The following is a 24,029-nucleotide window of genomic DNA, read 5'->3' on the forward strand; positions in this document are numbered from 1 at the left end:
GGACTGGCCGTTAGATCAGGTTCCAGACGGTCACGGCCATGATGACAAGTCCCATGCAAAAGACGAAGTAATTCCAGATGTCGTTTTTGAACTGGGAATAGTCATCGACCTTTTTAAACATGTAGACCGGCACCAGATAGACCAAGAATGCCACGAAGATGCCGCCAACCACTGAAATCATGTCCATGATGGAGGGGTTGAAGACGGCCACGAGGGCCGTTGCCACGAATACGATGACATAAATGATGTTGAGCAGCGCGCGGCGCGAAAGCTTATTGGCCATGCGGGGAACGGCAATGCGCAGGAGGTACTCGGTGCCTTCCTCGGAACCAAGCATGTGCCCGAAGTAGGAAGAGATGATCGCGCACATGGTAATTAGCGGTGCCATATAACCAATGAACGGCGTGCCCGTGACGTTGGCGAAATAAGACAGCACCGGGATGTTTTGATCGGCTGCCTCCTTCAATCCGTCCGCTCCGAGCGCGAGGACGCAGGACCAGACGAAGAACATGGTAAATACCACGAGCATTGCGGCGGTATAGAGCTCCACGCGGGAGACGAACTTCTCCGTCTTTTTGCCGTAGGCCGGCTGCACGTCTACGGAGAATTGCGATAGCGCGGCCATGTGGGAAAAGGAAAAGACCAGCACCGGAAGAATAAGCAGGATGCCCTTAAGGATTCCCCAGATACCGCCTTCGTATTCAACGTTGAGGAAGCTTTCGAAATCCCACTTGGGGATCAAATAAATGGAGGTTGCCGCCAAGGCGACGATGAGCGGGTAGACCAGCATCTGGGCCAGCCACAGCATGGGGCGGCGGCCGATGGCAAAAAGGCCCGTCATGACGCCTACGCAGGCAATGGATAGTATCCACCTGTTGATGCTCGGCCCGCCGAGCTGGTTGACGATGAAGCTATCGACCACATTGGTAATGCTGATGCCATAAATGAGCACTGTTGGCACGATGGCCAGCCAATACAAGACGGCGATGAAAAGGCCGCTATTGCGGCCAAGGTAGTAGCGCACCAGCTCTAGGACGTCTTTCCCGTGTTGTTCTTGTGGTGCGCCGCTGACTATGCGGGCGTAGGTCCGGTGGGAAAAATACACCAGCGGGAAGATGAACACGGTGGCGAAGACGAGCGGCCAAAATCCGAAGGCGCCGGCGTTGAGCGGCAAGAAGAGGATGCCGGCACCAACACCGGTGCCAAAAAGCGCGATGACCCAAGACAGGGCGGAGCCCACCGCCTTCTGCCGGTTGGCTTCCTCTGCGGAATTTGTCGGAGCTGCCCCCTCGGTACTTTCCGTGCTGTCATCCGTGCGGGACTCGTGGGTTGGGGCATTCATGAAGGTCCTCAGTCCTTAAAGTGGAGGATAGGTGGCAAAAGCGCCTTGTAGAGAGTGTAGCGAAAGTCACTACCCGCATGTGCCTTAAACCACAGATTTTTGCGGCCGGGGGGATCTACGGAAGGCTCGAGCGTCTAAAGCAACCGCGTTTCTCTGAAAGCTGGAGAAGTTTTGGCGGAATGCGGTTGGTTTGGACATTTTGGGAGAAACAAGCACGGCTTGGGGTTAGCGGGTGAAGGATAGCGCCTCCTCTGCGGTGCTGTGGCTGTAGCTGTCATCGTCGTGTGCGTATTTATTGCCGCGCAGGATGAGCCAGACGCTCAGCGGGTACAAGATAATAGCTACGGCAAGGGCCTGGATAACGGCCGCGATATCGGAATCGTGCAGGTAATTCCAACCAAAGTGGAGGAGGAAGGATACCGCGAGGCAGCCGAGTGCCACGCTGATGCGCCACCAGAGCGGCTTGGCGGCAGCGTAGAGGGCCCAGCCGATGCCCCAACCGGCCAGCGCCGTGAGCAAAACGTGCAGGCCAGGGCCGGCGATAAGGCGCAGGCCCCACATCTGTATGAGCCCGGTGAAATCGCTATCCGGGTGGGTGGTAGCGCCCATGGAGCCGTAAAGGATGTTTTCGTTGGCTTCAAATCCAAGGCCGATGACGGCGCCGACCATCCACCCGTGCCAGGGGCGGTTGAGTTGGCGGAAGGACATCAGGACGAATAAAACGCCCGTGGCCTTGGAAATCTCTTCGGGATAGGCGCCGCTCCAGGACATGAAGGAATCGATCCAGCCTGAATTGATGGCGAGCTGCATGACCGCCGGGGAGCTCATAGATGCCAAGCTAATGGCCATGCCGGAGCCCCATAAAAAGGCAAGCGGTGCCCATACGCGCGCCGGGCGCGCCCACATAGGGCTCAGGCGCAATAGCGCGATGACTACCGCGACGAGGATCGCCGCGATGAGGATGCTGATAATGCCCATCAGCGGTGAGATCAATAGGGTGATGACCGTCTGGGAGATAAAACCGATAAGGCCCAGACCGGAGAAAATCCACAGCGCGGTGCGAAAGAGCTTAGACATTTAAACCAAGGCCTTTCCAGAAAACTCCTCGATATCAGCGGTGACTTCTTCTGGTAGTTCGTCTTGCCCGAAGGCCTTCCAGAGGCGTTGAGTGGTCGTGCGCGTTGCGGCGGATTCCCCGGTGACGGTGACCACCCAGTCCTTATTTTCGTCCGCACCGGTGCCGTTGATGGAGATGGCGGCGGTGGAGGAGGGGGCATCGGCAAGCGCGAGGGCGCCATTTTTACCTTCGTAGACCTCGCCCTCGGGAAGACCTGGGGCCATGCCATAGGCCCGGACCATGCGGCGCAGGGTGTGTTCATCGTCGTCGGTATCTTCCACGATGACCGCCTGCACGGAGGTGTCACCGCAGGTCCAGCCAACGCTAGCCAGCGAAGTATAGTCGCGCTCGCAGTACAGATCAGGCACGGTAATATCCCAGTCCTGGCTGGGATCAGACAGGGTTACTTGCTCCACATCGGCGGGGTGCGGCGGTAGCACCGCGTGGACGATGGCGGGCAAGGCGAGGACCACCGTCACGAAGGCAAGGACGGCGATAAAGAGGACGCGCGGCCGGGCTGGTGGAAAGCGGAATTTTTCCATAGTCCATACCTTAACTGGAAGGTTTGGCCTACAGTGGCAACCATGAAAGATCTTTATCAATTAGTCAACGGACCTTGGGTAGAAAATCACGTTGTCCCAGATGATCGCGGTGTGGATGGCACCTTCCACGCGCTGCGCGATGAAGCAGAAGAACTGGTTCATGACATCGTCAAAGACAACGATGCTCGCCCCGGCAAGCTGTATGCATCCTTCATGGATACCGCGGGCGTCAACAATGCCGGCATGGCTCCATTGGATGCGGACCTTGACCGCTTGAGCGCCGCCGATCCCACGGAATTGGCGCACCGCTTGGGCGAGCTCGAGCGCGAGGGCGTGGGGGCGCCGGCGACGTTCTGGGTGGAAAAGGACTCCGGCTCGGAAGAGGCCGTTGCCTATATCGTGCAATCCGGGCTAGGCCTGCCGGATGAGGCCTACTACCGCGAGGAAGCGCACGCGGAAACGCTGACCGCCTACGAGAAGCACGTGGCGGAGATGCTGGGCTTTATCGAGCCCACCCGCCTATTTGGCCTCGGCACCGAAGTTGCCGCCGAGCGCATCGTCGGTTTGGAAAAAGAACTGGCGGCGGGCCACTGGGACGTGGTTTCTACCCGCGATGCGGTAAAGACCAATAACCCGTGCGAGTTTTCTGAGCTGCCCTCCATCACCCAAGCCTTGCTCGCCGGCGGAAAGCTGCCGGAGCACCGCGTGGTCAATATGATGCCGTCCTACCTGGAGCACCTGGAAAAGCTCTTTACCGCTGACCGCATGGCTGATTGGCAGCTGTGGGCCACCTGGCACATCCTGCGCTCCCGCGCGGCCCTCTTGCCGGAAGAAGTAGGCGCAAAGAACTTCGAGTTCTACGGCACCCGGCTCTCTGGTGCGCCCCAGCAGCGCGACCGCTGGAAGCGCGCGGTGGGCCTGGCAGAAAGCCTGGTAGGAGAGGAAATTGGCAAGGAGTTCGTGGACGCGCACTTCCCAGAATCCTCCAAGCGCGAGATGGATGAGCTGGTGGATTATCTCATCGCTGCCTACCGCGAGCGCATTTCCCAGCTGGAGTGGATGACCCCGCAGACCCGCGAGCGCGCCCTAGAAAAGCTTTCCCAGTTCAAGGCCAAGATTGGTTTCCCCGATACCTGGCGCGACTACTCCGGGCTGGAGATTTCTGACCAGGGCGCGGAACTGATTGCCAATGCCCGCGCCGGGTCCGCCTTTTCCCACGACTATGAACTGACAAAGATTGGCAAGCCCGCCAACCGCGACGAGTGGGTCACCACCCCGCAGACCGTCAACGCCTTCTATAACCCGGTGGTCAATGACATCACCTTCCCGGCCGCCATCCTGCGCCCGCCGTTCTATAACCCGGATGCGGATGCCGCTGAGAACTTCGGCGCCATTGGTTCTGTCATCGGGCACGAAATCGGCCATGGCTTTGATGACCAGGGCTCGCAATTCGATGGCCAGGGCAACCTGAACTCCTGGTGGTCCGATGAAGACCGCGCGGACTTTGAGGCGCTCACGGCAAAGCTGGTGGAGCAATTCGATGGCCAGGTGCCTACGGTGCTAAAGGATGCTGGCACCGAATCTTCCGGCGTCAACGGCAAATTCACCTTGGGTGAAAACATTGGTGACCTAGGCGGACTGGGCATTTCCGTGGTGGCCTACAAGAATTACTGCGCCGATAAGGGCATTGACCTGCTGGGCCAAGAAGAAGAATTTGTGGTCGACGGCGCCGAGCCGGAATTGGCCGAGCACACCTACAACGGTCTGCAGCGCTTCTTCTTGTCCTGGGCCCGCGTCTGGCGCACGGCCATCCGCCCGGAGATGGCGACCCAGTACCTGGCCATTGATCCGCACTCGCCCGCGGAGTTCCGCTGCAACCTCATCGCCGCGAATATCGCCGAATTCTACGAGGCCTTCGACGTAGACAAAGACTCCCCGATGTACCTGGCCCCGGCGGACCGCGTCACCATCTGGTAAATTAGTTCTTCCCCGAGCCTGCCTTGTGCGCATCATGTGCACGCGTAGGCTCGGAAATATGACTGATGCACACGATAAAGATCCGCACCGGCCGCTAGAGCCCGGCCAACAATGGCGCATCGGCGGGCAAGACCGCCAGATGAGCGAGGAAGAACAGCTAGAGCAGCTGGTTTCTTATATCGACGCCCATTATGAGGCGCCGGATTTCCGCCCGCCTTGGGTCGGCGGTGGCTCGCCGGAGGCGGACCAGTATTGCGCCCTACTGCCAGACCGCATCACCCACGCCGCCATGATGGTGTTGGGCACCGGCGTTAATCATGCGCTTCCGGGTACGGCGTTTACGGACGGCATTACCGTAGACTCCGCCGAGGTCGGCGCCATTTTTCGCCCCTCTGAGCCCACTGGCCGGTGGGCGGTATCGTTGCACTCCGGCGGCTGGTGGCGCGGCGATGGGAAGGCGCTGGAAATGCAGTGGCGCCCCGAGGTTGCCGCCGCCGCGCAGCTTTCCGGCACCACGATCATTGACGTGGATTATCCGCTCGCGCCGGAGCATACGGTCAAAGACATGGTCGCGGCGGTCAACCGCGCCATTGATTATGCCCGCGAGCAGGGCGCCTCCCACGTCACCACGTGGGGATATTCTTCCGGCGGTGCATTGGCAGCGCTCGCGCCTGCCGATGCCCTCTTGCTCACCTTCCCCGACTTCGGCGCCCTAGCCAACCTGCCGGAGGACTACCGCGTGGGCTATGAGCTGCCTAAACAATTCCCTGAGACCTTCGTGCAGACCGCGACCGAGGATGAGATAGCCGATCGTGTCCACATTCCCCAAGCTAAAGAGCGCGATTATGTCTCGACCCACCGCGTGTCCACCCCGGCCGTGGCGCGCCAGCGGGTGCAGGATGCAGCCGAATTTTTGCGCGGTGAGCTGACGCAATAAAACCGGCTGCGGCTGGCTGCACAGCTAGGGGCGGTCGCTATTGCTCGCCCTCTGGCCGGATCTTCATCTCGGACTCTTTCCACAGTCCAGAACGAGTAACGTCCTCATAATCGATCTCTGCCTTGGCCGGGGTATTGCCCTGTGAATCGGTACGCAATTCGTACTTTTCAATGGCGCCCCAGTCGCGCGCCCAATCGTTATTGAGGTAGCTCGGGATTTCGTAGGAGTAGTTCACCGCTTCCGCAGTGGACATGGCACCGCCGCCGGAGAAGGATTGGAAATCCGTCAGGGAGGTTTGCGCCGCCGCATCTGGGAGGATGCGATACTCCGGAATCTCGGTTACGCCGGCGTAGTGGTCAAAGGTGCGCTGGCAGGGGAACTGCAGAGCCACCGCCCAGTCCAAGAGCGCGGGCTTTTCCGCAGGGAACTGGTTATTGATGCTGTCTAGTTCCGGCACGCGCGGCGGGGTGAAGGCTAGCCAGTCATCTTCATCGGTGGAATCGTCCTCGGCCACTAGGCGCACGACATTGGCTTCTTCCGGCAATTCATCCATGGGCAGGCGCAGGTTGCGCCACTTGGGGGTGGCGCCGACATCGGAAAGCTCTTTTTCTCCCTTATCGGTGACCTTGCCATCCTCATCAATGGTGCCGTATTCCAAGGTGAGCTCCATGCCCTCTTGTTCCACATCATTGACATCGTGGTGATAAATCTTGCCCGCGGCGCTGACAGCCAGAACCGGGGTATTTTCCGTAGTCTCCGGCAGGTGATACCACTTCGTGGTTACCTGGGACAGCGACTCTTGGCTTTCGGTGTAGGAGCCCAAGACTGGCACGCTGGTGTAGTCCAAGTTGAAGGGCAGGTGCATGGTCGAGCCATTGACGCCCTTCGTGCCGCGGACACCGCCTTCAGACGTATCGGTGCTTTCTGAAGCCTTCTTCCCAGCGCGGCGGGTCTCCTGCGAATCATCAGAAGAATCCCCGCCCGATTCCTTATCCGTTCCAGCGGTGGCATCGTCTTGGCTGGTGGAGTCGGAATCTTGGGAGCTATCTCCAATGGCACCCACAGAAGCAGAATCCTGATCCTCAGGCTCGATGGATTCGGGGATATTATTCGGCCCGAATCCGTTGCTGGTTTCATCCTTGTCTACCAAGGAATCGCCCAAGTCCCCATCCACCGGGGTGAGGAAGGAGTCATTGGTATTGGTTTCTACCAAGGTTTCATTGGCTAGCGAGCAGGTATCACCGCGCAAGGATGCTAGGTTGCCCTTGCCCACTGAGTAGGAATCCGCCTGGGCGACGGTGGCCTTGGCAAAAGAAGCCATCGAAAAAGCCACCACAATGGCGCAGGCTACCGCGATGGGCGCGGACATGATGCCGGCCGAGCGCGATACCTTCGCGGCGGCTTCTTGCTTGAATTCTTTTTCCGTGCCTTCCTCTTGGGCCTGCAATTTGTGATGGCTGTGGCGCAAGGATTGCACCACGCCGACCGCGAGGACGACCAAGGAGATGGCGAGCAGGATCGAGTTGGCCTCAATACCCTTGAACTGCACCGTGCGGTCCCACCATGGGATGCCGAAGGAGGATACGTACCACCAAGCATTCCAACCCGCGAAGGAGATGGAGAGCAAGAAGAGCACCGCGGCGATGCTAAAGGTGCGGGCGCGCGGGGAGCGCAACGCAAACCTGGATAGCACTACGGCAGCCAGCGCAGCGATCACCCCGGCGACACCGGCATAGATACCAAAGTGGTGCGTCCACTTGGTCGGGGTGAACATGAGGAAGAACATCGACAGCGCCACGATGATGAGCAGACGCTGGGTGGGGCCGACTGCGGCACCAATAACGCGGCGGTCCTTGATAAACGCAGCCAGGATGAGCACCAAGCAAAACAGCATGGTGAGTACGGCGAAGCGGCGGGTCAGCGAACCATCCACGGATTCTTGGAAGAGCGTGGAATAACGGGCGTATTCGGCATACCACGGCAGCGACGGGCCGACCTCCGAGCGCACCCGGGTGGATTCAGCGACGCTGGCCAAGGTCTGATCTCCAAAGGCAGCGACGATGATGGCAGTGCCGGAAGCCAAAAATGGGGCAACCAAGCTAAGCCAACCGGTAGCGCCACCGCCCATGGCGGGCACGCGCGCGGCCATCGCACGGAAAAGGTGCGGCAGGCTCACGAGGAATACACCAACCGCAAAAAGGCCAGTGGGGCCGGCGGCGAGCGTAATCGTGGCAGCGATGGTGCCTACGGCTGCCGGCAGCAACCGGTGGGTGGCAATGGCGCGCTCAAAGGATACCCACGTCACCATCACGCCTAGGGCCACGATCGGTTCTGGGCGGGTGCCGTTGTTATACGGCAGCCAGAAGGCTAGGAACATTAGTGCGGCGGTCCAGTGGCTGACGCGGCGGGCATCGACGATGTCCCCAAAGCGCGGCAGCATTTCCCGCGAAAGAATGAACCAGATAATGAGCCCCGAAATTAGTCCGGGCAGGCGGACGAAGACCGACGCCGTGGAAATCTGCGATAGTAGCGCGACGAGGTCATAGTACGGTGAGCCGAATGGTGCCTCGGGCACGCCGTACCACCGGTAGTAGTTGGCCATGTACGTGGCGTTATCGAAGACGCGGCTCATAGAGAAGATGAAGCCATCGTCAGAGGTATTGGCACCGAAGATGTACCAGAGGCCCAAGACGGCGGCGACGACGCCATCGAGGGGGCGAATCTTCTTCCACGTTTCTGGCATGAAGCGCAACTTTTGCCCATCAAGGCGGTCAATGCGCCACAGGCAGAACAGCGAGACAATCACCATAGCGACGCCGAGCCACATCGCGATGGACTTAATCAGCGAGGGAGAAGAAGTAAACCGCGAGTTGATATCGACGTGGATATTCAGCCCGTCATCGACCAAGTTCTGCACATTGGCATCATCTTTAAGCTCGGTATACACACCGGTGACCTGCGGGCGCAGGTCATCTTCGGTGGTCTTTTTGTGTTTGCCGACGCTGACGGTGGTGCCGTCACCGGTGGCGGAGATGTGCAGCTGGGCGTCATCGGAAAGCTGCGCTACTTCTTTAGCGCTTAAGGTCAGTAGGACCTCATCGAGCGAGACCACAGACAAGCCGTCATCGCCGGAACGGACAAATAGGCCGCGGTTCGATGCCTTCTTGGACTCGGGTGGGACGGTGCTGTAGACCATGTTTTGGCCATCGCGGAGCTCATCCACCGCGGACATGGGGATGGTGGCCTCCAAGTTTTCCGGCGCCACGGAGATAAGTGGTGCATTGATAGATTGCAGCGAATCATTCTGCGGCCAATCAAAGGAAGACTGGGTTTGGTTCACTGGCAATAGCGGGGTGGCTATAAAACACAGGAAACCAATTAACCCGGCGATGATCGCGGTCCAGCGCAACCCGGCAGGGGCTGTGGCGATACTTAGCCCGGAGGGGCGTGCTTCTTTCGATTTCGTTTTAAGGCTATCTGACACGGCGATTAGTGTACGTCAGTCTGGCCCAAGTTCCCGTGTGCACGCCCCGATAACCCCGGGGAAGTGTGGGTGAACTTACTTGGTTCGCACCGCCGTTACGAATGGACCCGTTTGCTCCAGCTCCCAGCCTTCCGCAAAGACCTCGGGGTTGAAGAAGACTGCGCGGTAGCGAATATTTGGCTGGTTAGGATAGATATCCTCAGCCAAGTGCACCTTGAACCCATCATCTTTATTGTCGAGGTCGCCGCGGAAGATGATGGCATCCGGCCCGCGCCACGGTGCGGAATCGAGGGATTTTTGGAACTCTGCAGGAGTAGAGTCCCATGACTCATCCGCCCAGGCTTCAATCTGGTCATTGCGGTGTTTGAATTCCCCGAGGGGATTTGCATAGTGGCTGGTAAAGGCGTTAAAGCCCCAGTATGGGTAGTAAGCCATGAAGGTTTTTTCATCCGTGAGGACTACCGTTTCGTTGGCCGTATAGCCCTGATCCTGGATGAAGTTGTGGATATCCAGATAATAATGAGCGGAATCGCTGGTAAAGCGATCCGCGCGCTCGCCGTAACCATCGGTATCACTGTAGGCGTGGTCGATGGCATCTTCGTTTGCCTCGGGAATCTGCTGGGCATAATGGACTCCAGCCAAGGCGAGGAAAATGCCAAAAACCGCCGTAATCCGCTTATTGGCCGTGTGGGAGAAACTAGCGGGGTACAGGCGGTGAATACCGGCTGTGCGGACTTCCGCAAGGGCAAGGATACCCGCCGTCGCGAACAACAGCACCACGATGACCTCAAGGCGGAAGCTCAGTAGGGTGGTGCCGACCAAGGTCATCACCATGGACAGCACCGTCCATACATAAATGCCTATGATGGACAACCCCAGCGCGCGGACTTCCGCATCTCGCAACCGGATGATAATAAAGATTAGACCGGCAAGACAGAGGAATCCCACGATGCTCAAGGAAAGGAACGGCACCGGAATTTGCGTGCCTTCTTCCGGCAAGTAGTGCTGCGCGGTGGCTTGCAGGGGTGCGGTCGAATGCAGAACCTGCCAGAGGTATGGGGCCCAAGCGATGGCTGCGATGGCCAGCGATCCCACCGCGATGATGACTAGGCGCACGATGGGTCGCCACGCCCGGTCGTACAGCGCGGTGAAAACGGCGATCAGACTGACCACGGTCAGCGCTGCCGCGCCGGTGAACAAGGTATAGAAGGTAGCGGAGATTCCGAGGTAGATAGCGACCGCGGCGGTAGACAACGACGATCCTTTGAATGCGCGCGCGCTTAACACCGCGATGGCGGGCATGCCCATGGCGATGACCGCGGAATAAGGCTCTTCCGCCGCGATGGTCAAGGTAATGGCGGTGGTGGTAAGCGCAATAGCTGTTCCCACCGGCAGGGATTTAGTGAGGTGTTGCCAAATGGGAACGAGGATACAGCCTGCAACCGCGATGGAAATCAGGCCCCACGGCTGATAAACCTCCCAGCCGGGAATACCCAATATGGAGCCGAGCCGTCCGCCTAGCCAGAACCAGCCCAGCGGGTAAAACGTGGGCATGTCTAGGTAGTTCATGTCCGCATAGCCCATTTGATCTACTGACCGGGTAAGGAACTGGGTGCGGAATGCCTGGTCCACCTGCACGCCATCGAGCCATAAGCGCGAGGCAGACAGCGGCAGGCCCACGGTGGCAAGGGTCAATAAGGCGGGGGAGAGATACGTGATGGCGTAGGTCACCCACGTGCGCCAGCGCGGGCGAGAGAAATTCTCCTTGTAGTGGTCATAGAGCCACCACGCGCTAAAGCCACCTGCCAAGGCCAACGTCAAGATCACGCCGACCGTACACAGCGCGCGGGTGACCATGGAGGTATTAAAGGAGGGCAGGGAGACGGTTTTGAAGGCATACCAGCCGAAAAGCGTAATTGCCCCGCCGCCCAGCGCTGCGAAAATAATGCCCAGCAGGGTGCTGCGGTGCGACATGGCATCGGCGTGGTAGGCGGTGGTGCGTTTCTCCTCGCTCACGGGAACTGCTTGGGAAGGCGTAGCTGGGCTTGTCATGCCCTTTAGTTTCGCATACCTTAATCACTCTTCTGGGATTAGGCGCGGTGTGAGCTGGCTTATTAACTAGCAAAGCGCGCAGGGCCGCGGGCCTTGAGGAGCCCGGCATACCCTGCGCGCAGGAACTGGTTAGAACGGCAGCTTGCGGAAGATGGGCTGCGGGATGAACTTGAATGCCAGCGATACGTACTTGAACAGCGGGTGGACGTAGATGGACTGCTTGCCATCCAGTACCGCCTGCACGGTGGCCTTGGCCACGTCAGAGACATTGACGGTCAGCGGGGCATCGCCGGCCTCAGCGGACATCTTGGTGCGAACCTGGCCCGGGCGGACGACGAGCACGTTGGCGCCAGAGCCGCGCAGTGCTTCATCCAAGTTGATGTAGAAGCCATCCACGCCGGCCTTGGAAGCACCGTAGACAAAGTTGGAGCGGCGCACGCGCATGCCGGCCACCGAGGACATCGCCACGATGGTGCCGTGGCCCTGGTGCCTGAACTTTTCACCCAACAGCACGCCGACGGAGACGGGCGCGGTGTAGTTGGTCTGGGCAGAAGCCACGGCCTTGTCGTGGTTTTGCCACAGCTCTTCCTGGTCACCTAGGGTGCCAAAGGCCACGATGGCGATATCGACATCGCCGCGCTCCCAAGTCTTATCGATGACCGCCGGGTGCGAGTCAAAGTCGGTGGCATCAAAGTCCACGACCTCGACTTCCGCGCCGCGGGCCTCCAGGTCAGCCTGTGCCTTCTCGATGCGCGGGGACTGGGCGCGGGCGGCCAGGGTGACCTTGGCGGGTCCGCGCTCGAGGAATTCGGCGACGACGCCGAGGCCGATTTCAGAGGTACCGCCCAAAAGCAGGATGTGCTGGGCTTGGCCTACTGCATTAAGCATGGTTTAAAAAATCTCCTTCATGAGGGGTGGTGATGAGTCCAGTGATTAGTGCAGCTCGAGGCGGCGGGACATATCGGAGGCAAAGACCCCGGTGGGGTCGATGTCATTGCGGGTCTTGAGCCAGCCTTCTAGGCCCGGGTACATCTGGTGGAAGTTCTCGGCAGAGGTGCGCGATTCCTTTGCCAAGTACAGGCGGCCGCCAAACTCCATGACGCGGCGATCCAGGTCATCGAGAAGCTCGCCCAAGCCCGGGCGGATGGGGAAGTCCACGCAGACGTTCCAGCCAGGCATCGGGTACGACAGCGGCGCGCGGTTTCCTTCGCCGAAGAGCTTGAATACGTTCAGCGCGGAGTAGTGGCCGGAGCGCTGGATATCGCGGATGATCTCCTTGAATGGCTCCACGGCCTCCGTGGGAACGACGAACTGGTACTGCAAAAAGCCCTTGGAACCGTAGCCGCGGTTCCACTCGCCAATGAGATCGAGCGGCTGGTAGAACTGCGTCAAGTTCTTTACCTGGTTCTTCGCCGGCGCGCCCATGGTGTAGTAGGCCAAGCCCACAGCGGACAGGCTGAGCTTATTCAGCGTCCAAGACGGGAAGATATCCGGCACGGTCATCAGCTGCGGAGCGTTGAACTTGAGCGGATCCTTCGCCAGCTTGGGGGCCAATTCCTCGAGCTGCGCCAAGGTGGCCAGGGAGCCGCGGGAAATGGTGGAGCGGCCCAGCTTCGGCTCTGGGGAGATGACATCGAACCAGGCGGAGGAATACGTGTAGTTGTGCTCCGAACCATCCGAGTGGAAGGCAATGGTTTCTTCCAGGTTATCGGTGCGATCCGTATCCGCGATGAAGTAGGCGGTCTCCGTCTTGGTCATGCGGATGGTAGCGCGCAGGATGATGCCGGTAAGGCCCATGCCGCCGATGGTGGCCCAGAAGAGGTCACCGCTCGGGTCATCCTCGCTGCCCTCTGGGGTGAGGTGGAGAACGCGGCCATCAGCAACCAGCAGCTCGATGGAGACCACGTGGTTGCCAAAGGAACCGGCGGAGTGGTGGTTCTTGCCGTGGATATCGGGGCCGATGGCGCCGCCGATGGTGACCTGGCGGGTGCCCGGCAGGACCGGAACCCACAGGCCATAGGGCAGCGCGGCCTTCATGAGCTGGTCAAGGGTGACGCCACCATCGACATCAACAAGCGCGGACTCCGGGTCAATGGAGTGGATCTTGTTCAGCTTTTGCATGTCGATGACCAGGCCGCCGCCATTTTGGGCGGGGTCACCATAGGAGCGTCCCATGCCGCGCGCGATGACGCCGCGGCGCAGGTGGGCGGGCTTGTCCGAGTTATCGTCCGCGACCTGTGCCACTGCATTCTTGATGACGTCCACGTCTTCCGTGGACAGCACATGGGCGGTCGTGGGGGCGGTGCGGCCCCAGCCGTGCAGGGACTTTTCGGTGGTATGTAGTTCCATCTCTTACTCTTTGCTCGACGGATTGTATCGATGTACCAGCCTACCTAGCTCATAGTGCGGTGGCTGGAGTGACGTTCGTGATATTTAAAACAGCTTGGGGCACACAGACTGCCCCGAATGCGGCGCTTTAGAGATCCATGATCTCGCGGATTTCTTCCGGCAGGTCCGCTTGGGACTCAATGGTGGGCCCTTCATAGCTGTCCAAAATCTCGTACACGCGGCGGCGCGAAGTAGAATCCAAAATCGGCATTTCCTCTGCCATCAGGCGCGTCATAAAGGGGCTAAGCGGCAGATTGGTGTGCTCTGTTGCCTCAAAATGCCCGTTGCGCTTATCGTCCTCGGCCCGCTCATCCTGAGCGGCTTGCTGGGCGGGTGTCATATGCTCTGTCTTTTCCGAGTACATGCGCAATAGCTTACCGCCGCTTAGAGTGGTCGCTATGACAAACAACCGCGAAGCAGCAGAAGAATCCCGCGATAATTACGCCCTCGATGACACCTTGGCCGGTCGCATCACCCAAGCGGCCGCACAGGGCATCGTCACCTCTTACCCGGACTGGATTAAATCCACAAAGGGCCTTATTACCGCCTACGTTTTGTCCACGATTGGTTTTGGCGCATTGGTGGCCTATACCAACGCCCAGGCCGAAGAGGACGGCGATGAACCGCGCTCACCGCAGGAATTTGCGGATAAGGGCCTGAAACTTTGGGCTATTTTGGCGGCGGTGCTCATCTTGGTGGGCCTTGCTTTGTGGGCCGATGTAGCCGTATCCCGCAAGGTGGTGTCTTTCCTGCGCAAGCGCGGCGTTAAGCGCCCGTGGACGCTGTTGGGAGCAATTGGCGCGGCGGCGACGTTTATCATCAGCGAGCTCGAAGCGCGCGATATAGAAAAACTGGCTTCTTAAAATTTGCGTATGGTGGGGCCCATGAATGCAGGGGTCACCGATATTGCACAGGCGCGGGCTCGCCGTGCCGACCCGCTGCTGTCGCTAAAGCGGGAACCGCTCACCGTCATCTGCCAAGCCTCCAATATCCGTGCGGATGGGGAAGTCCACCGTCAAATCGGCTTTAGCGATGCGCTTACCTTACATGAGCTGCAGAAAGTACTACACATCTGCTTTGGTCTGCCGGATGAAAACTCCCCGTGGCACTTTTACGAGCACAGTGATGCCCGCGGCCCGCGCCTTGACCCAGAGCGTCAAGCCTCCGAATTCCTTTGGCGCGAGGGCGACCAGATCGATTTTGTGTGGGGCCTCTGGGACTTTGAGCTGGTGGTCGCAGAAATCTATCCCCGCGATAATGGCACCCCCAGCGCGCTGTGCGTGGGCGGCTCGGGCAACCTCTTCGCGCCCTTTGAACTTACTGCGGTGAACCGGGAATTGACCGGTGAAAAAATCACCGATGAAGTTCTGGCACAGGTTAAACCCCAGGTAAGGGCGCTCATCGAGCGCACCAAGCTCTATGACTTTGTTCCGCTCTTACAGGCCATGGACTTAAACCGCGGAAGTGATCTGCCGGCGGCCACGGCTGAGGCGCTGGCTAGCCTGCCGCGTGAAGTCACCAATGAGGGAAAAGATGCCTTTTGGTCCATGGCCTTGGCGCTATCCTGCATGGGCGGTGACGAGCTGACCGATTCCGTGGTGGAAACCACCATGGATGCCTTGGGCTGGGTCAACGATGATGGCAACACCTTGAAAGGTGCGGAGATTCGCGCGCTGTGCGATGCCTCCTTGCACCAGCTATCCCAGATTGGTGCCTACGGCAAGGACGCCGCCGCGCCGGTGTACCGCCTAGACATGTACCGAGCGCTGCTGCGCGGGTAAGCTAACTGCCTGTGACTAATCCACTTGAAGATGCTGCAGAAGTAAAGCGCCCCTCCAGCTCTTTGAAGCAGCAGCTGGTGCGATTTATTGCGGTGGGTGTTTTTGCCGCCGTCATTGACTATGGGTTGACGCTGCTATTGACCCACTTAGGTCTGCACCGCTCTGGGGCGAAGGCGATTGGTTGGGTCTTTGGCACCATCGCTGCCTATCTGGCCAATGCGCGCTGGACCTTTGGCACAAAGGTGTCCGGACGCACGGCCGCAACGGTGGGCGTGTTATACGTATCCACCTTTGCCGTGCAGAATTTCTTGTACTGGGTACTCAATGAGCCGCTGATTTCCCTAGGCTTTGAGGGCGCGGTGAAAGACACCATCGCCTTCGTCATTGCCCAAGGCGTGGCGACGGTGACCAACTTTGCCATCCAGCGGGTCTTTATCTTTAAGGAAAAATAGGCCAGCGGCACGCCTTAGGAGCGATTACCGGGGGCGGCGGAAATCCTCGCGGCGCCCGCGGTTGTGCAGCCTGAGCCACTCCAGGAAGCCGGCCGGATCGTGGCGTTGGACCAAGAAGAACCAGCCAAAGCGAGCAAATTCCTGGGGCAAAAGCTTGCGCATGCCGCGCTGCCACAGCAGGTAGCCGCGGTTGCGGTAGGTAAAAAAGCGCTTGAACTCGCCTTCCGGGTACTGGGTATGCATCTTGCCGCCCAGGATGGGCTTGAACTCATCCGAACCGTCCGGGTGCAGGTAGCTGGTGGTCAAGGCGGTGCCGAAAGACAGCCCGGAATTGACCAGGCGGCGGTGGTATTCCACCTCATCGCCGCGGATGAAGAGGCGATAATCCGGAACGCCAATGGTCTGCATCGCCGCGGCGGAAATCAGAGCGCCATTAAACAAAGAAGCGATGCCGGGCAGGAAGTCTCCCTCGAGTTCCTCCATGCGGCGGCGCCACACCAGCCCTTGGCGCAGCGGGAAGGCCAAGCTGCCGGGATCGTCGATATTGCACACGGCAGGTGAGACCTCGTGCAGGTTATTATTCCCTGCCACGCGGTAGAGCTCTTCTAATACGCCGTAATCGGCGGGGCGGCCATCATCATCGGCGCACCACACGGCGTCGGCGCCGAGTGATAGCGCGGTAAGGAAACCGAGGGCGAATCCGCCCGCACCACCTAGGTTGGTCTTGGACGGCACGTAGACCGCGCGATCGCCTGCCAGGGATTCCACCGCGTCACGGACCGCATCCTCGGCGCCATTATCCACTACGATGACCCACTGCACGGGGTGGGTTTGGTTGACTACCTTTTCGAGCGAGGCACGCAGCAAGTCCGCGCGCTGGTGGGTGACAATGACGGCAGCGGTGGTACCGGTGGAATCAAGGGTGGCAGTCATGCGTTCCATCTTGCCACCGGGGAATGGATCTGCCGCGGATAAACACTCCGCGTGGGCTAAGCTGACTGCCTATGGAAAGCATGTGGCCACCGTTCGGGCTGACGATACGCGCGGGCAATACAACCCACCCTGGCGTGGAGTTGCGCGTAATGCGCGATGAGGATATTGCGGCAATCGCCGGTGTGGCGGCAGAGGATATCTACGGCGCAGACATTCCGGATTACGCCTTTCCGTGGCTCTTTAATCCCAGGATGAATACTCCGTCAGCGGCGGCCCAGTTCCGGTGGAGCAACCGGGCGCAGCTGCGCCCAGAGAAATGGTCCTTGGATTTCATCGTGCGCGACGCAGATTCGGGAGAAATCCTGGGCACCATCGATGCGCGGGCGGAGGACTTTGCTGCAACGCGAGAAATTGCGACGGGCTCCTGGGTCTTTCACCGGTTCCAAGGCCAGGGTGTGGGCACGCTCATCCGGCACGCGGTAGTGGCCTTTGGGCTGGATTACCTAGGCGCGCAGGCGATGACCACGAGCTGGGTGGCACAGAATGAGGCCTCGGCGCGGGTGAGCCAGAAGCTGGGCTACCAGGTGGTTTCTGAAGGAGAAGAAAAGGCGGGGCCGGAGAATAGTCCGCAGCGGCACGTGACTGCGCGCGTGGAGGCCCCCAATTACAAGCGCCCGGATGACCTGCACGTGGAGGTTTCCGGGCTGAGCCAGCAGCTGCTGGGGATGCTGCGCTAGCTTCTACCCAGCCGCCTCTTCGCCCTCAAAGCGCTGGCGCAGATCGCGGACGTATTCGCCTACTTCTGGGCCCTCGTACTGGCCCACGACTTCAGATACCTCGCCCACGGAGCGGATTTCGCCGTGGTCGATCCACAGCGCGGTATTGCACAGCTGCGCCAAAAAGTCATTGGAGTGGGAGGCAAAGACCAAGATGCCGGAGCGCTTGACCAGCTCTTGCAGGCGCACGCGGGCCTTGGCCATAAAGGCTGCGTCGACGGCGCCGATGCCCTCATCCAGCAGCAGGATTTCCGGCTCAATGGAGGTCACCACGCCAAGTGCTAGGCGCACGCGCATACCGGTGGAGTAGGTGCGCAGGGGCATGGACAAGTAATCGCCCAGCTCGGAGAACTCCGCGATTTCATCCATCTTTTTCTTCATCTGCTTGATGGATTGGCCCAAAAAAAGCCCGCGGATGATGATGTTGTCGTAGCCGGATACCTCCGGGTCCATGCCCACGCCCAAGTCAAAGACGGGGGCGACGCGCCCGCGGACATCGGCGGTACCGCGCGTGGGCTCGTAGATACCGGAGAGCAGGCGCAACAGCGTGGACTTGCCGGCGCCATTGTGGCCAACGAGCCCGACGCGATCGCCTTCCCGCAGGTGCAGGTTAATATCTCGCAGCGCCTCAACCACCACGGTGTTGTGGTCATTTTTCCCAATGGCACCACCCGCGGTAGAAAGCATGGCCTTTTTTAGGGAGCGGGATTTGGCATCAAAGATGGGAAAGTCCACGCACGCGTTATACGTATCAATTGAGACCATCAGTTTTTATCCTTTCAACGAGCCTCATGGTGGGGTGGGAGTAAAGGAAGGGAAGCTATACCCAGTAGCTCACGCGGAAGCGCCACTTGCGCATGACTAGCCCAGCGATGAACAAGCCGATTGCGGTGCAGCCGATGACGATCCACCAGTGGTAGGCGGCAACGGGCTCACCAATCATTGGGGCGCGCACGATTTCCAAGTAGTGATACAGCGGGTTGATTTCCGCGATGCGGGCGCGGTCCGCCACCGCACCGCCTTGGTCCTTGAGCGTATTGGTCATCCAGACGATTGGGGTGACGTAGAACAGTAGCTGCGTCAGGGCATCAAGCAGCGGGGCGACATCGCGGAAGCGCGTGGCGATGATGCCAAAGAACATGGTGACCCACACGCCGTTAATGAGCAGGAGCAGTAGCCCGGGGATAAAGAGGAAGAATTCCCAGCCCAAGTTGCGCGGGAAGATCATGATTAGCAAGAGCCAGATGATGAGGTTATGGCCCAAAAACAGGGTTTGGCGCCACACCAGCCGGTACACGTGCACCGAAAGCGGGGCGGGAAGCTGCTTAATCAGTCCCTCATTATCAATAAAGACCGTGGACCCTTCCTTAATGCAGCCCGAAATAAAGGTCCACATAATAAGGCCCACGGTGACGTGGGGAAGGAATTCCGCGACGGGAATCTGAAAAAGCATGGAATACAAGAGGCCCAAGGCAAGCGCCATCACACCGGTGGCGATGGTGATCCAGAATGGGCCGAGGACGGAGCGGCGGTAGCGCTGCTTGATATCTTGCAGGCCCAGCTTGAACCACAGCTCACGCTGCTGTGCACCCCGCATAAGGTCTGCGAAAGCAGCTTTGAGGGTCATGGACTGGGACGCTGGGATAGCCTCGCCTTCTGGCTGGGAGGTCATGCGGGCGATATCAGCGCGCAGTTGATTGTTATCTTGCACGCCCAACACCCTAGCGCGCGTGCTGGGCAAACGGGAACTACACGCCGCTAGCCTGGGAAAACAGTGATGCCCAGGGAAAATTCAGATTTGGGAAACTGAGAGCAAACGCGTATACAGTAGGGAATCGACCGCCACGTGGTGGCAGTTGTTCAGTGCGATGAAGAAGGGGACCTAATGCCAGCAGCTTCGGCACACTATGACGTCTTTAGTGCGCGAGGTTTGTACACCGGACTATCTGATGGCTGGACATACCTCAATGCGCACGCGGTGCCCCAAATTTCGGAGCGCGTGACCTCCGGCGTTGCCCGGTCTTTCCGGATGGCGACGGCGGTAGCGACGCAAGAGGGACCAGGCGGCGCCCACTCGGCCGCGCCCGAGCCGGGCCGGTTGGCAGGCGATGGCAACTATGCAGCAGCGCGCATGGCCATTGCGGATCTCACCGCTTCCAAGGCAGACCGTGTGGTCCTTGGCCCATCCCTGCCCGTGCTGTACCAATCCCTGTCGCGTGCGGCACGCCCACTATTGGGCAGCAATTCCTCGGTGGTGCTGTCCAAGCTGGATCCTCCCACGCTGTATTCCGCTTTTTCTGACGTGCGCGCCGATATCCGCTGGGCGCAGCCGGACCTTGGCACCGGCGAATTGCCGGGATTCCAGTTCGCAGAGCTTGTCGATGGCTCTACAAGGCTCGTTTCCTTTTCCGCCGCGCATGAGCTTTTGGGCACGGTATCCCCAGCTGAGGAGATCATTGACACGGTGCGGGGGCGTTCGCGTGCCTGGACGCTTCTCGATGTCTCCGCAATCGCGCCCTATCGCCCCATCCGCTTCGATGAGCTGGGCGCGGATATCGTGGGCATCGACATCGGGCTGCTGGGCGGGCCGCAAATGGCTGCCTTGGTCTTCCGCGATACGCGCATGCTCCGCCGCCTGGATGCCCTAAATCCCATCTATTCCAAGGAAGACGGCCGCAAGCTAGAAACCCCCGTCTCCTCCGGCTTAGCCGGCGGAGTGGGCCCACTGGTAGATCACCTCGCGGCCCTGGCCGGTGGGGATAAGGGATCGCGCCGGGTGCGGCTTAATAAGTCCATGACCGCCTTGAGCGCCTACCTCGAGGACTTGCGCGCGGATCTGTACTCATTTTTGAGCACGCTTCCCGCCGTACACATCCTGGGTGTTACCGGCGAGGCGGCAGCGGGCGCATCCGATAATCGCTTGCCGCGCCTTACCTTTGCGGTCCAGGGCGTGCCCGCGGAGACGGTGTACAAGCGCCTCTTTGATAATGGGCTCGTCACCACGCTGGCCCCACAAACGCCGCTGCTCACGGAAATGGGCGTGGAAGAAATCGGCGGTGCCGTCACCGTAGCATTGGGCCCGTTTAATACCCACCACGATATCGAGCACCTCGTGCGCGTCGTTGCCTCGCTCGCCTAAGGAAGGCGCGCTGGGAAACTACACCGTAAGCACCAGCGTGCCGGTGACCTCGCCGCTGTCGAGGGCGGCGTGGGCTTTGGCGGCATCGGCAAGCGGGTACGTGCCGTGCAGCGCGTGCTTCACGCGGCCATCTTCCAGCATGGGCCACACATTCTTGATGGTGCCGGCGACGATCTCCGCCTTATCGTCCAAATCACGCGCGCGCAGCGTCGTGCCCTGAATGGTCAGGCGCTTCGGCAGCATGGGGGCCAGGTTGATATCCGCCTTGGTGCCGCCCTGCATGCCAATGATGATGAGCTTGCCGTCCTTGGCCAGGCACTTCATGTTCTTTTCCAGGTACTTCGCGCCGATGATATCCAGGATGACATCGCAGCTGCCCTTGAGCTTATCGACGAAATCCTGCTCCTTGTAGTTGATGAGAATATCCGCGCCGAGCTCGCGGCAACGGTCTAGCTTTTCCTGTGATCCGGCGGTGACAGCTACCTCGGCGCCCAACGCCTTGGCTACCTGGATGGCAAAGGTGCCGATGCCGCCGCCACCGCCGTGGATGAGCACGCGCTGGCCCTCGTGCAGGCCCGCTTCGATGCCCAGGTTGGACCACACGGTGCAGCCGACCTCAACCACGGCCGCGGTTTCTTCCAGGCTAAATCCCTTGGGCAGCGGAAGCAGCTGGCCCTGCGGGACGGCGACGTATTCCGCATAGCCGCCGCCTGCGAGTAGGCATCCGACCTCGGTGTCGGCTTCCCAGTCCGTATCGCCGGCATCCTCAATCACGCCGGCGGCCTCCAGCCCAATGATGTCCGATGCCCCTGGCGGCGGCGGGTACGCGCCCATCGTCTGCAGAATATCGCCGCGGTTGACACCCGCGGCCTTCACCTTCACCAGTACCTCGCCGGAACGCAGCTCAGGAACGTCTACGTCCTGTAGCTCTAGCGACCGTGGGGTATCAGGATCGGTTTGGACGATTGCCTTCATCTGTGTAGCACTCATACGGCCAATGTAATGGAGGGGGTGTGGTGTGCGCCACGTCCATTTCCTTGTGGGGCAATGTGATTCGCGCGGGACCGTTTAGTAAGCTAACCAAGTTGCCTCTTCGGCACGATGGAGACGTGGCAGAGCGGCCGAATGCACCGGTCTTGAAAACCGGCGAGGTTTATTCCTCCGCGGGTTCAAATCCCGCCGTCTCCGCAGAGAGCATTTCCCCTAGTCCCAGCTGACTAGGGGTTTTGTCTTGTCTGTACGGCTCATCCTTTCCTCGGACGGGAAAACGTGGAACCTTTCCCTACTTCCCTTGATCATCTTTGAAACTAAAATTTATTGCGCGAAAGTTTTAGATAGAAAGAAAATGTAATGCAGATCGTTTAAACCCCAGGACGATTGTTTTCTAACAAATCTATAAACTGCCTACTCGAAAGTTGCACATCACCGCACCTAACCACATACAATGATCAGTGCGCGCGGAAACGCGTATAAGAATTTTCCAACCTCGAAAGGAATTCTGAAATGATTCTTGATCTTGTATCCAACGTACAGGAAGCAGCACACTCCGCAGTCTCCACCGGCTGGGACGCTCTTGAGCAGGCAAGCCTGTTCTTCCGTCAGGTGCCTTACCTGGTTCCGGACGCTGTTAACGAGTTTAACCGCTCCATCCTCGGCTTCTAAGCTTTAAGAAGCGAGAAAATAAATCCCCGAGGCCATTTGGTCTCGGGGTTTATTCATGCGCTGACCCATCCTGATTTCTAGCGATGATGGTAAACCTGATATGCATTAGAAATTTGTCTGGAATCAGAACGGAGCCCCCTACTTCCTTTCCAAAAGTGACCCACAACAAGATGATAGTTGGCTAGCTTCTGGTTCCCGCCAGGTTGCCGAATTCTCATTTTTACCTCCATTGGCGCGAATCCAGCCGCCCTAGCACTGTATGCTGCGCTTATGCCTAATTCTCTCACCTCTCCTTGCGCGATCCTGGCCGTGACCGCTGTCGCTTTTGTTTCCGGTTGCTCTAATTCCGATGAACCTAATAAGGCCGATAGCGAGCCGAATTTCACCGGATCTAGCGCGACCTCCGAGGTCAGCGAAGAATCCTCCAGTTCAAACACGGATGATGAAGGTGCTGGAGCCTCAGATTCCGCGACGGAGCCGAGCACTGCGACAGTGACGGAAAAGGCCCAGAAATCTGCGACTTCAGGGGAAAATAAGATCATCCCAGTGGAAGACTTGTACTCCTTGTGGGTACCAGCGTTGTGTGAGCATGACGCCGGCACGTTGGTGGATGGGACTTTGCCCGAGCACTTAAAGACTGGATATCCCAATGCTGCCGCCGGGCTAAAGCTCAACAAGGATGGAACCCCTAAGGGTGCTTACGCCGATATCAACGGTGATGGCAAAGATGAAGCCGTTATTACCTATGTCTGCGATCAAGGCGGCGTGGCCTGGCCGGATAACTTGCTCATTTATGACAATGACCTGAATTACATTACCCAGGTAGAAGACTGGACCCGTAATGGCATGGAGCCAGCACGCAGGCATATTAATCAGCTGGAGTGGACCGACGATACCGTGACAGTAACGTGGCGTGCCTATGGGGAAGGCGAATCGGGTGCTGTGGCCACGCAGGAACTGACGGGAAACCTCACCTTAGATGGCGACAAAGCGAACCTAGAGATGACAGGGCACCGGAAGACCTCTTAGATCAGTGGGATTCTGCTGTGGCATTTCATACCGGGGGATGACGCGCCTAGTGCGGCGCAGACTTAATCTTGGAAATGTACAGGGCAAGTCAGGTATCGATGCGGTGCTGGCTTTGTCCCAGAGATAAAAATGCTCGACGAAAGGACGTCATGAATACCTCGGAACTTTATGTAGCAGCAGCGGAATCTACTAACTCTAATGACACGTGGTGGTTCCTTGGGTTCCTTCCCATTATTTTGCTCGTCGCGTTCTGGATTGCGGCGGTTATTTCTATTATCGCTTCTGGGTACACGATTGCGGCCAAGATACTCTTTATCGCCGCTACCTTCGCCCTTCCTTTCTTGGGGCCGCTGATCTGGTTCGTCTTTGTTCGCGGCAAGGAAGACAAATACGGAAGGCCATAGGCACCCCACACTGT

At 59.1% G+C, this 24,029-nt stretch carries 22 protein-coding genes and 1 tRNA gene; 11 read left to right on the top strand and 12 right to left on the bottom strand.

Annotated features, from left to right (window positions below; genetic code table 11):
• Nucleotides 1–10 precede the first annotated feature (10 nt).
• The 3 genes from QP908_RS09350 to QP908_RS09360 all read right to left on the bottom strand — a co-directional run bounded on the left by QP908_RS09350 (nt 11) and on the right by QP908_RS09360 (nt 3,001).
• Nucleotides 11–1,342 (bottom strand): SLC5/6 family protein, encoded by a 1,332-nt coding sequence (locus QP908_RS09350; protein ID WP_239302394.1) that lies wholly within the window; start codon nt 1,340–1,342, stop codon nt 11–13.
• A gap of 225 nt (nt 1,343–1,567) precedes the next feature.
• Nucleotides 1,568–2,419 (bottom strand): PrsW family intramembrane metalloprotease, encoded by an 852-nt coding sequence (locus tag QP908_RS09355; protein WP_239269658.1) that lies wholly within the window; start codon nt 2,417–2,419, stop codon nt 1,568–1,570.
• On the bottom strand, nt 2,420–3,001 hold the full coding sequence (locus QP908_RS09360; RefSeq protein ID WP_239269657.1) for a hypothetical protein: 582 nt from the start codon (nt 2,999–3,001) through the stop codon (nt 2,420–2,422). It lies immediately after the preceding gene.
• A gap of 42 nt (nt 3,002–3,043) precedes the next feature.
• Between QP908_RS09360 and QP908_RS09365 the strand changes: the two genes are divergently transcribed.
• Nucleotides 3,044–4,978 (top strand): M13 family metallopeptidase, encoded by a 1,935-nt coding sequence (locus QP908_RS09365; protein WP_284772151.1) that lies wholly within the window; start codon nt 3,044–3,046, stop codon nt 4,976–4,978.
• Between the two features lie 58 nt (nt 4,979–5,036).
• Nucleotides 5,037–5,915: an alpha/beta hydrolase gene (locus tag QP908_RS09370; protein ID WP_239269655.1), complete on the top strand. Its 879-nt coding sequence runs from the start codon at nt 5,037–5,039 to the stop codon at nt 5,913–5,915.
• A 37-nt stretch (nt 5,916–5,952) separates the two neighbouring features.
• On the opposite strand, the gene QP908_RS09375 is transcribed toward QP908_RS09370, so the two are convergent.
• The 5 genes from QP908_RS09375 to QP908_RS09395 all read right to left on the bottom strand — a co-directional run bounded on the left by QP908_RS09375 (nt 5,953) and on the right by QP908_RS09395 (nt 14,203).
• Nucleotides 5,953–9,399, bottom strand: coding sequence for an arabinosyltransferase domain-containing protein (locus QP908_RS09375; protein ID WP_284772152.1), 3,447 nt, complete (start codon nt 9,397–9,399; stop codon nt 5,953–5,955).
• Between the two features lie 75 nt (nt 9,400–9,474).
• Nucleotides 9,475–11,451, bottom strand: coding sequence for a galactan 5-O-arabinofuranosyltransferase (locus QP908_RS09380; RefSeq protein WP_239269653.1), 1,977 nt, complete (start codon nt 11,449–11,451; stop codon nt 9,475–9,477).
• Between the two features lie 129 nt (nt 11,452–11,580).
• On the bottom strand, nt 11,581–12,339 hold the full coding sequence (dprE2, locus tag QP908_RS09385; RefSeq protein WP_239269652.1) for a decaprenylphospho-beta-D-erythro-pentofuranosid-2-ulose 2-reductase: 759 nt from the start codon (nt 12,337–12,339) through the stop codon (nt 11,581–11,583).
• Nucleotides 12,340–12,384: 45 nt separating this feature from the next.
• Entirely contained in the window at nt 12,385–13,800 is a 1,416-nt protein-coding gene (gene dprE1 / locus QP908_RS09390; RefSeq protein WP_239269651.1) for a decaprenylphosphoryl-beta-D-ribose oxidase, read from the bottom strand.
• 127 nt (nt 13,801–13,927) lie between these two features.
• On the bottom strand, nt 13,928–14,203 hold the full coding sequence (locus QP908_RS09395; protein WP_284772153.1) for a hypothetical protein: 276 nt from the start codon (nt 14,201–14,203) through the stop codon (nt 13,928–13,930).
• A gap of 34 nt (nt 14,204–14,237) precedes the next feature.
• Between QP908_RS09395 and QP908_RS09400 the strand changes: the two genes are divergently transcribed.
• Genes QP908_RS09400 through QP908_RS09410 form a run of 3 tightly spaced genes read left to right on the top strand, consistent with a single transcriptional unit; the run spans nt 14,238 to nt 16,072 of the window.
• A complete protein-coding gene (locus tag QP908_RS09400) occupies nt 14,238–14,702 on the top strand; it encodes a hypothetical protein (RefSeq protein WP_284772154.1) in 465 nt (154 codons plus the stop codon).
• Between the two features lie 9 nt (nt 14,703–14,711).
• The gene (locus QP908_RS09405; RefSeq protein WP_284772155.1) at nt 14,712–15,620 is read left to right on the top strand and encodes a plasmid pRiA4b ORF-3 family protein; all 909 of its coding nucleotides are present in this window, start codon (nt 14,712–14,714) and stop codon (nt 15,618–15,620) included.
• 11 nt (nt 15,621–15,631) lie between these two features.
• Nucleotides 15,632–16,072 carry a GtrA family protein gene (locus tag QP908_RS09410; protein ID WP_005280656.1) on the top strand — a complete coding sequence of 147 codons (441 nt, stop codon included), beginning with the start codon at nt 15,632–15,634 and terminating at the stop codon, nt 16,070–16,072.
• Nucleotides 16,073–16,096: 24 nt separating this feature from the next.
• On the opposite strand, the gene glfT1 is transcribed toward QP908_RS09410, so the two are convergent.
• The gene (gene glfT1 / locus QP908_RS09415; protein WP_284772156.1) at nt 16,097–17,014 is read right to left on the bottom strand and encodes a galactofuranosyltransferase GlfT1; all 918 of its coding nucleotides are present in this window, start codon (nt 17,012–17,014) and stop codon (nt 16,097–16,099) included.
• A 62-nt stretch (nt 17,015–17,076) separates the two neighbouring features.
• Between glfT1 and QP908_RS09420 the strand changes: the two genes are divergently transcribed.
• A complete protein-coding gene (locus tag QP908_RS09420; protein ID WP_284772157.1) occupies nt 17,077–17,742 on the top strand; it encodes a GNAT family N-acetyltransferase in 666 nt (221 codons plus the stop codon).
• A gap of 3 nt (nt 17,743–17,745) precedes the next feature.
• Here QP908_RS09420 and wzt read toward each other — a convergent pair whose 3' ends face one another.
• Nucleotides 17,746–18,546 (bottom strand): galactan export ABC transporter ATP-binding subunit Wzt/RfbE, encoded by an 801-nt coding sequence (gene wzt, locus QP908_RS09425; RefSeq protein WP_237792304.1) that lies wholly within the window; start codon nt 18,544–18,546, stop codon nt 17,746–17,748.
• 55 nt (nt 18,547–18,601) lie between these two features.
• On the bottom strand, nt 18,602–19,453 hold the full coding sequence (wzm, locus tag QP908_RS09430; RefSeq protein WP_051138399.1) for a galactan export ABC transporter permease subunit Wzm/RfbD: 852 nt from the start codon (nt 19,451–19,453) through the stop codon (nt 18,602–18,604).
• Between the two features lie 213 nt (nt 19,454–19,666).
• Here wzm and QP908_RS09435 point away from each other — a divergent pair, with 213 nt between their 5' ends.
• On the top strand, nt 19,667–20,920 hold the full coding sequence (locus QP908_RS09435; RefSeq protein WP_284772158.1) for an aminotransferase class V-fold PLP-dependent enzyme: 1,254 nt from the start codon (nt 19,667–19,669) through the stop codon (nt 20,918–20,920).
• A gap of 18 nt (nt 20,921–20,938) precedes the next feature.
• Here the strand turns inward: QP908_RS09435 and QP908_RS09440 are convergent, their stop codons facing one another.
• Entirely contained in the window at nt 20,939–21,895 is a 957-nt protein-coding gene (locus tag QP908_RS09440) for an NAD(P)H-quinone oxidoreductase (protein WP_284772160.1), read from the bottom strand.
• A 128-nt stretch (nt 21,896–22,023) separates the two neighbouring features.
• Between QP908_RS09440 and QP908_RS09445 the strand changes: the two genes are divergently transcribed.
• The 4 genes from QP908_RS09445 to QP908_RS09460 all read left to right on the top strand — a co-directional run bounded on the left by QP908_RS09445 (nt 22,024) and on the right by QP908_RS09460 (nt 24,015).
• Nucleotides 22,024–22,108: transfer RNA gene (locus QP908_RS09445), tRNA-Ser, on the top strand.
• A gap of 315 nt (nt 22,109–22,423) precedes the next feature.
• On the top strand, nt 22,424–22,582 hold the full coding sequence (locus QP908_RS09450; RefSeq protein ID WP_023024906.1) for a hypothetical protein: 159 nt from the start codon (nt 22,424–22,426) through the stop codon (nt 22,580–22,582).
• A gap of 270 nt (nt 22,583–22,852) precedes the next feature.
• Nucleotides 22,853–23,611, top strand: a complete 759-nt coding sequence (locus tag QP908_RS09455) for a hypothetical protein (RefSeq protein ID WP_239269644.1) — start codon at nt 22,853–22,855, stop codon at nt 23,609–23,611.
• Between the two features lie 149 nt (nt 23,612–23,760).
• On the top strand, nt 23,761–24,015 hold the full coding sequence (locus QP908_RS09460; RefSeq protein WP_023024910.1) for a hypothetical protein: 255 nt from the start codon (nt 23,761–23,763) through the stop codon (nt 24,013–24,015).
• Nucleotides 24,016–24,029 lie beyond the last annotated feature (14 nt).

This window comes from Corynebacterium sp. MSK204, assembly GCF_030229885.1.
Taxonomy (GTDB): Bacteria; Actinomycetota; Actinomycetes; order Mycobacteriales; family Mycobacteriaceae; genus Corynebacterium.

Excerpts from the sequence above, each read along its gene's own strand:
- QP908_RS09350 (WP_239302394.1), bottom strand. The coding sequence starts at position 1,342 with ATGAATGCCCCAACCCACGAGTCCCGCACGGATGACAGCACGGAAAGT.
- QP908_RS09440 (WP_284772160.1), bottom strand. The coding sequence starts at position 21,895 with ATGAAGGCAATCGTCCAAACCGATCCTGATACCCCACGGTCGCTAGAG.
- wzt (WP_237792304.1), bottom strand. The coding sequence starts at position 18,546 with ATGGTCTCAATTGATACGTATAACGCGTGCGTGGACTTTCCCATCTTT.
- QP908_RS09370 (WP_239269655.1), top strand. The coding sequence starts at position 5,037 with ATGACTGATGCACACGATAAAGATCCGCACCGGCCGCTAGAGCCCGGC.
- glfT1 (WP_284772156.1), bottom strand. The coding sequence starts at position 17,014 with ATGGAACGCATGACTGCCACCCTTGATTCCACCGGTACCACCGCTGCC.
- QP908_RS09395 (WP_284772153.1), bottom strand. The coding sequence starts at position 14,203 with ATGTACTCGGAAAAGACAGAGCATATGACACCCGCCCAGCAAGCCGCT.
- dprE1 (WP_239269651.1), bottom strand. The coding sequence starts at position 13,800 with ATGGAACTACATACCACCGAAAAGTCCCTGCACGGCTGGGGCCGCACC.
- QP908_RS09435 (WP_284772158.1), top strand. The coding sequence starts at position 19,667 with ATGCCAGCAGCTTCGGCACACTATGACGTCTTTAGTGCGCGAGGTTTG.
- QP908_RS09360 (WP_239269657.1), bottom strand. The coding sequence starts at position 3,001 with ATGGAAAAATTCCGCTTTCCACCAGCCCGGCCGCGCGTCCTCTTTATC.
- dprE2 (WP_239269652.1), bottom strand. The coding sequence starts at position 12,339 with ATGCTTAATGCAGTAGGCCAAGCCCAGCACATCCTGCTTTTGGGCGGT.
- QP908_RS09455 (WP_239269644.1), top strand. The coding sequence starts at position 22,853 with ATGCCTAATTCTCTCACCTCTCCTTGCGCGATCCTGGCCGTGACCGCT.
- QP908_RS09355 (WP_239269658.1), bottom strand. The coding sequence starts at position 2,419 with ATGTCTAAGCTCTTTCGCACCGCGCTGTGGATTTTCTCCGGTCTGGGC.
- wzm (WP_051138399.1), bottom strand. The coding sequence starts at position 19,453 with ATGACCTCCCAGCCAGAAGGCGAGGCTATCCCAGCGTCCCAGTCCATG.
- QP908_RS09405 (WP_284772155.1), top strand. The coding sequence starts at position 14,712 with ATGGTGGGGCCCATGAATGCAGGGGTCACCGATATTGCACAGGCGCGG.
- QP908_RS09460 (WP_023024910.1), top strand. The coding sequence starts at position 23,761 with ATGAATACCTCGGAACTTTATGTAGCAGCAGCGGAATCTACTAACTCT.
- QP908_RS09365 (WP_284772151.1), top strand. The coding sequence starts at position 3,044 with ATGAAAGATCTTTATCAATTAGTCAACGGACCTTGGGTAGAAAATCAC.
- QP908_RS09380 (WP_239269653.1), bottom strand. The coding sequence starts at position 11,451 with ATGACAAGCCCAGCTACGCCTTCCCAAGCAGTTCCCGTGAGCGAGGAG.
- QP908_RS09400 (WP_284772154.1), top strand. The coding sequence starts at position 14,238 with ATGACAAACAACCGCGAAGCAGCAGAAGAATCCCGCGATAATTACGCC.
- QP908_RS09420 (WP_284772157.1), top strand. The coding sequence starts at position 17,077 with ATGGAAAGCATGTGGCCACCGTTCGGGCTGACGATACGCGCGGGCAAT.
- QP908_RS09450 (WP_023024906.1), top strand. The coding sequence starts at position 22,424 with ATGATTCTTGATCTTGTATCCAACGTACAGGAAGCAGCACACTCCGCA.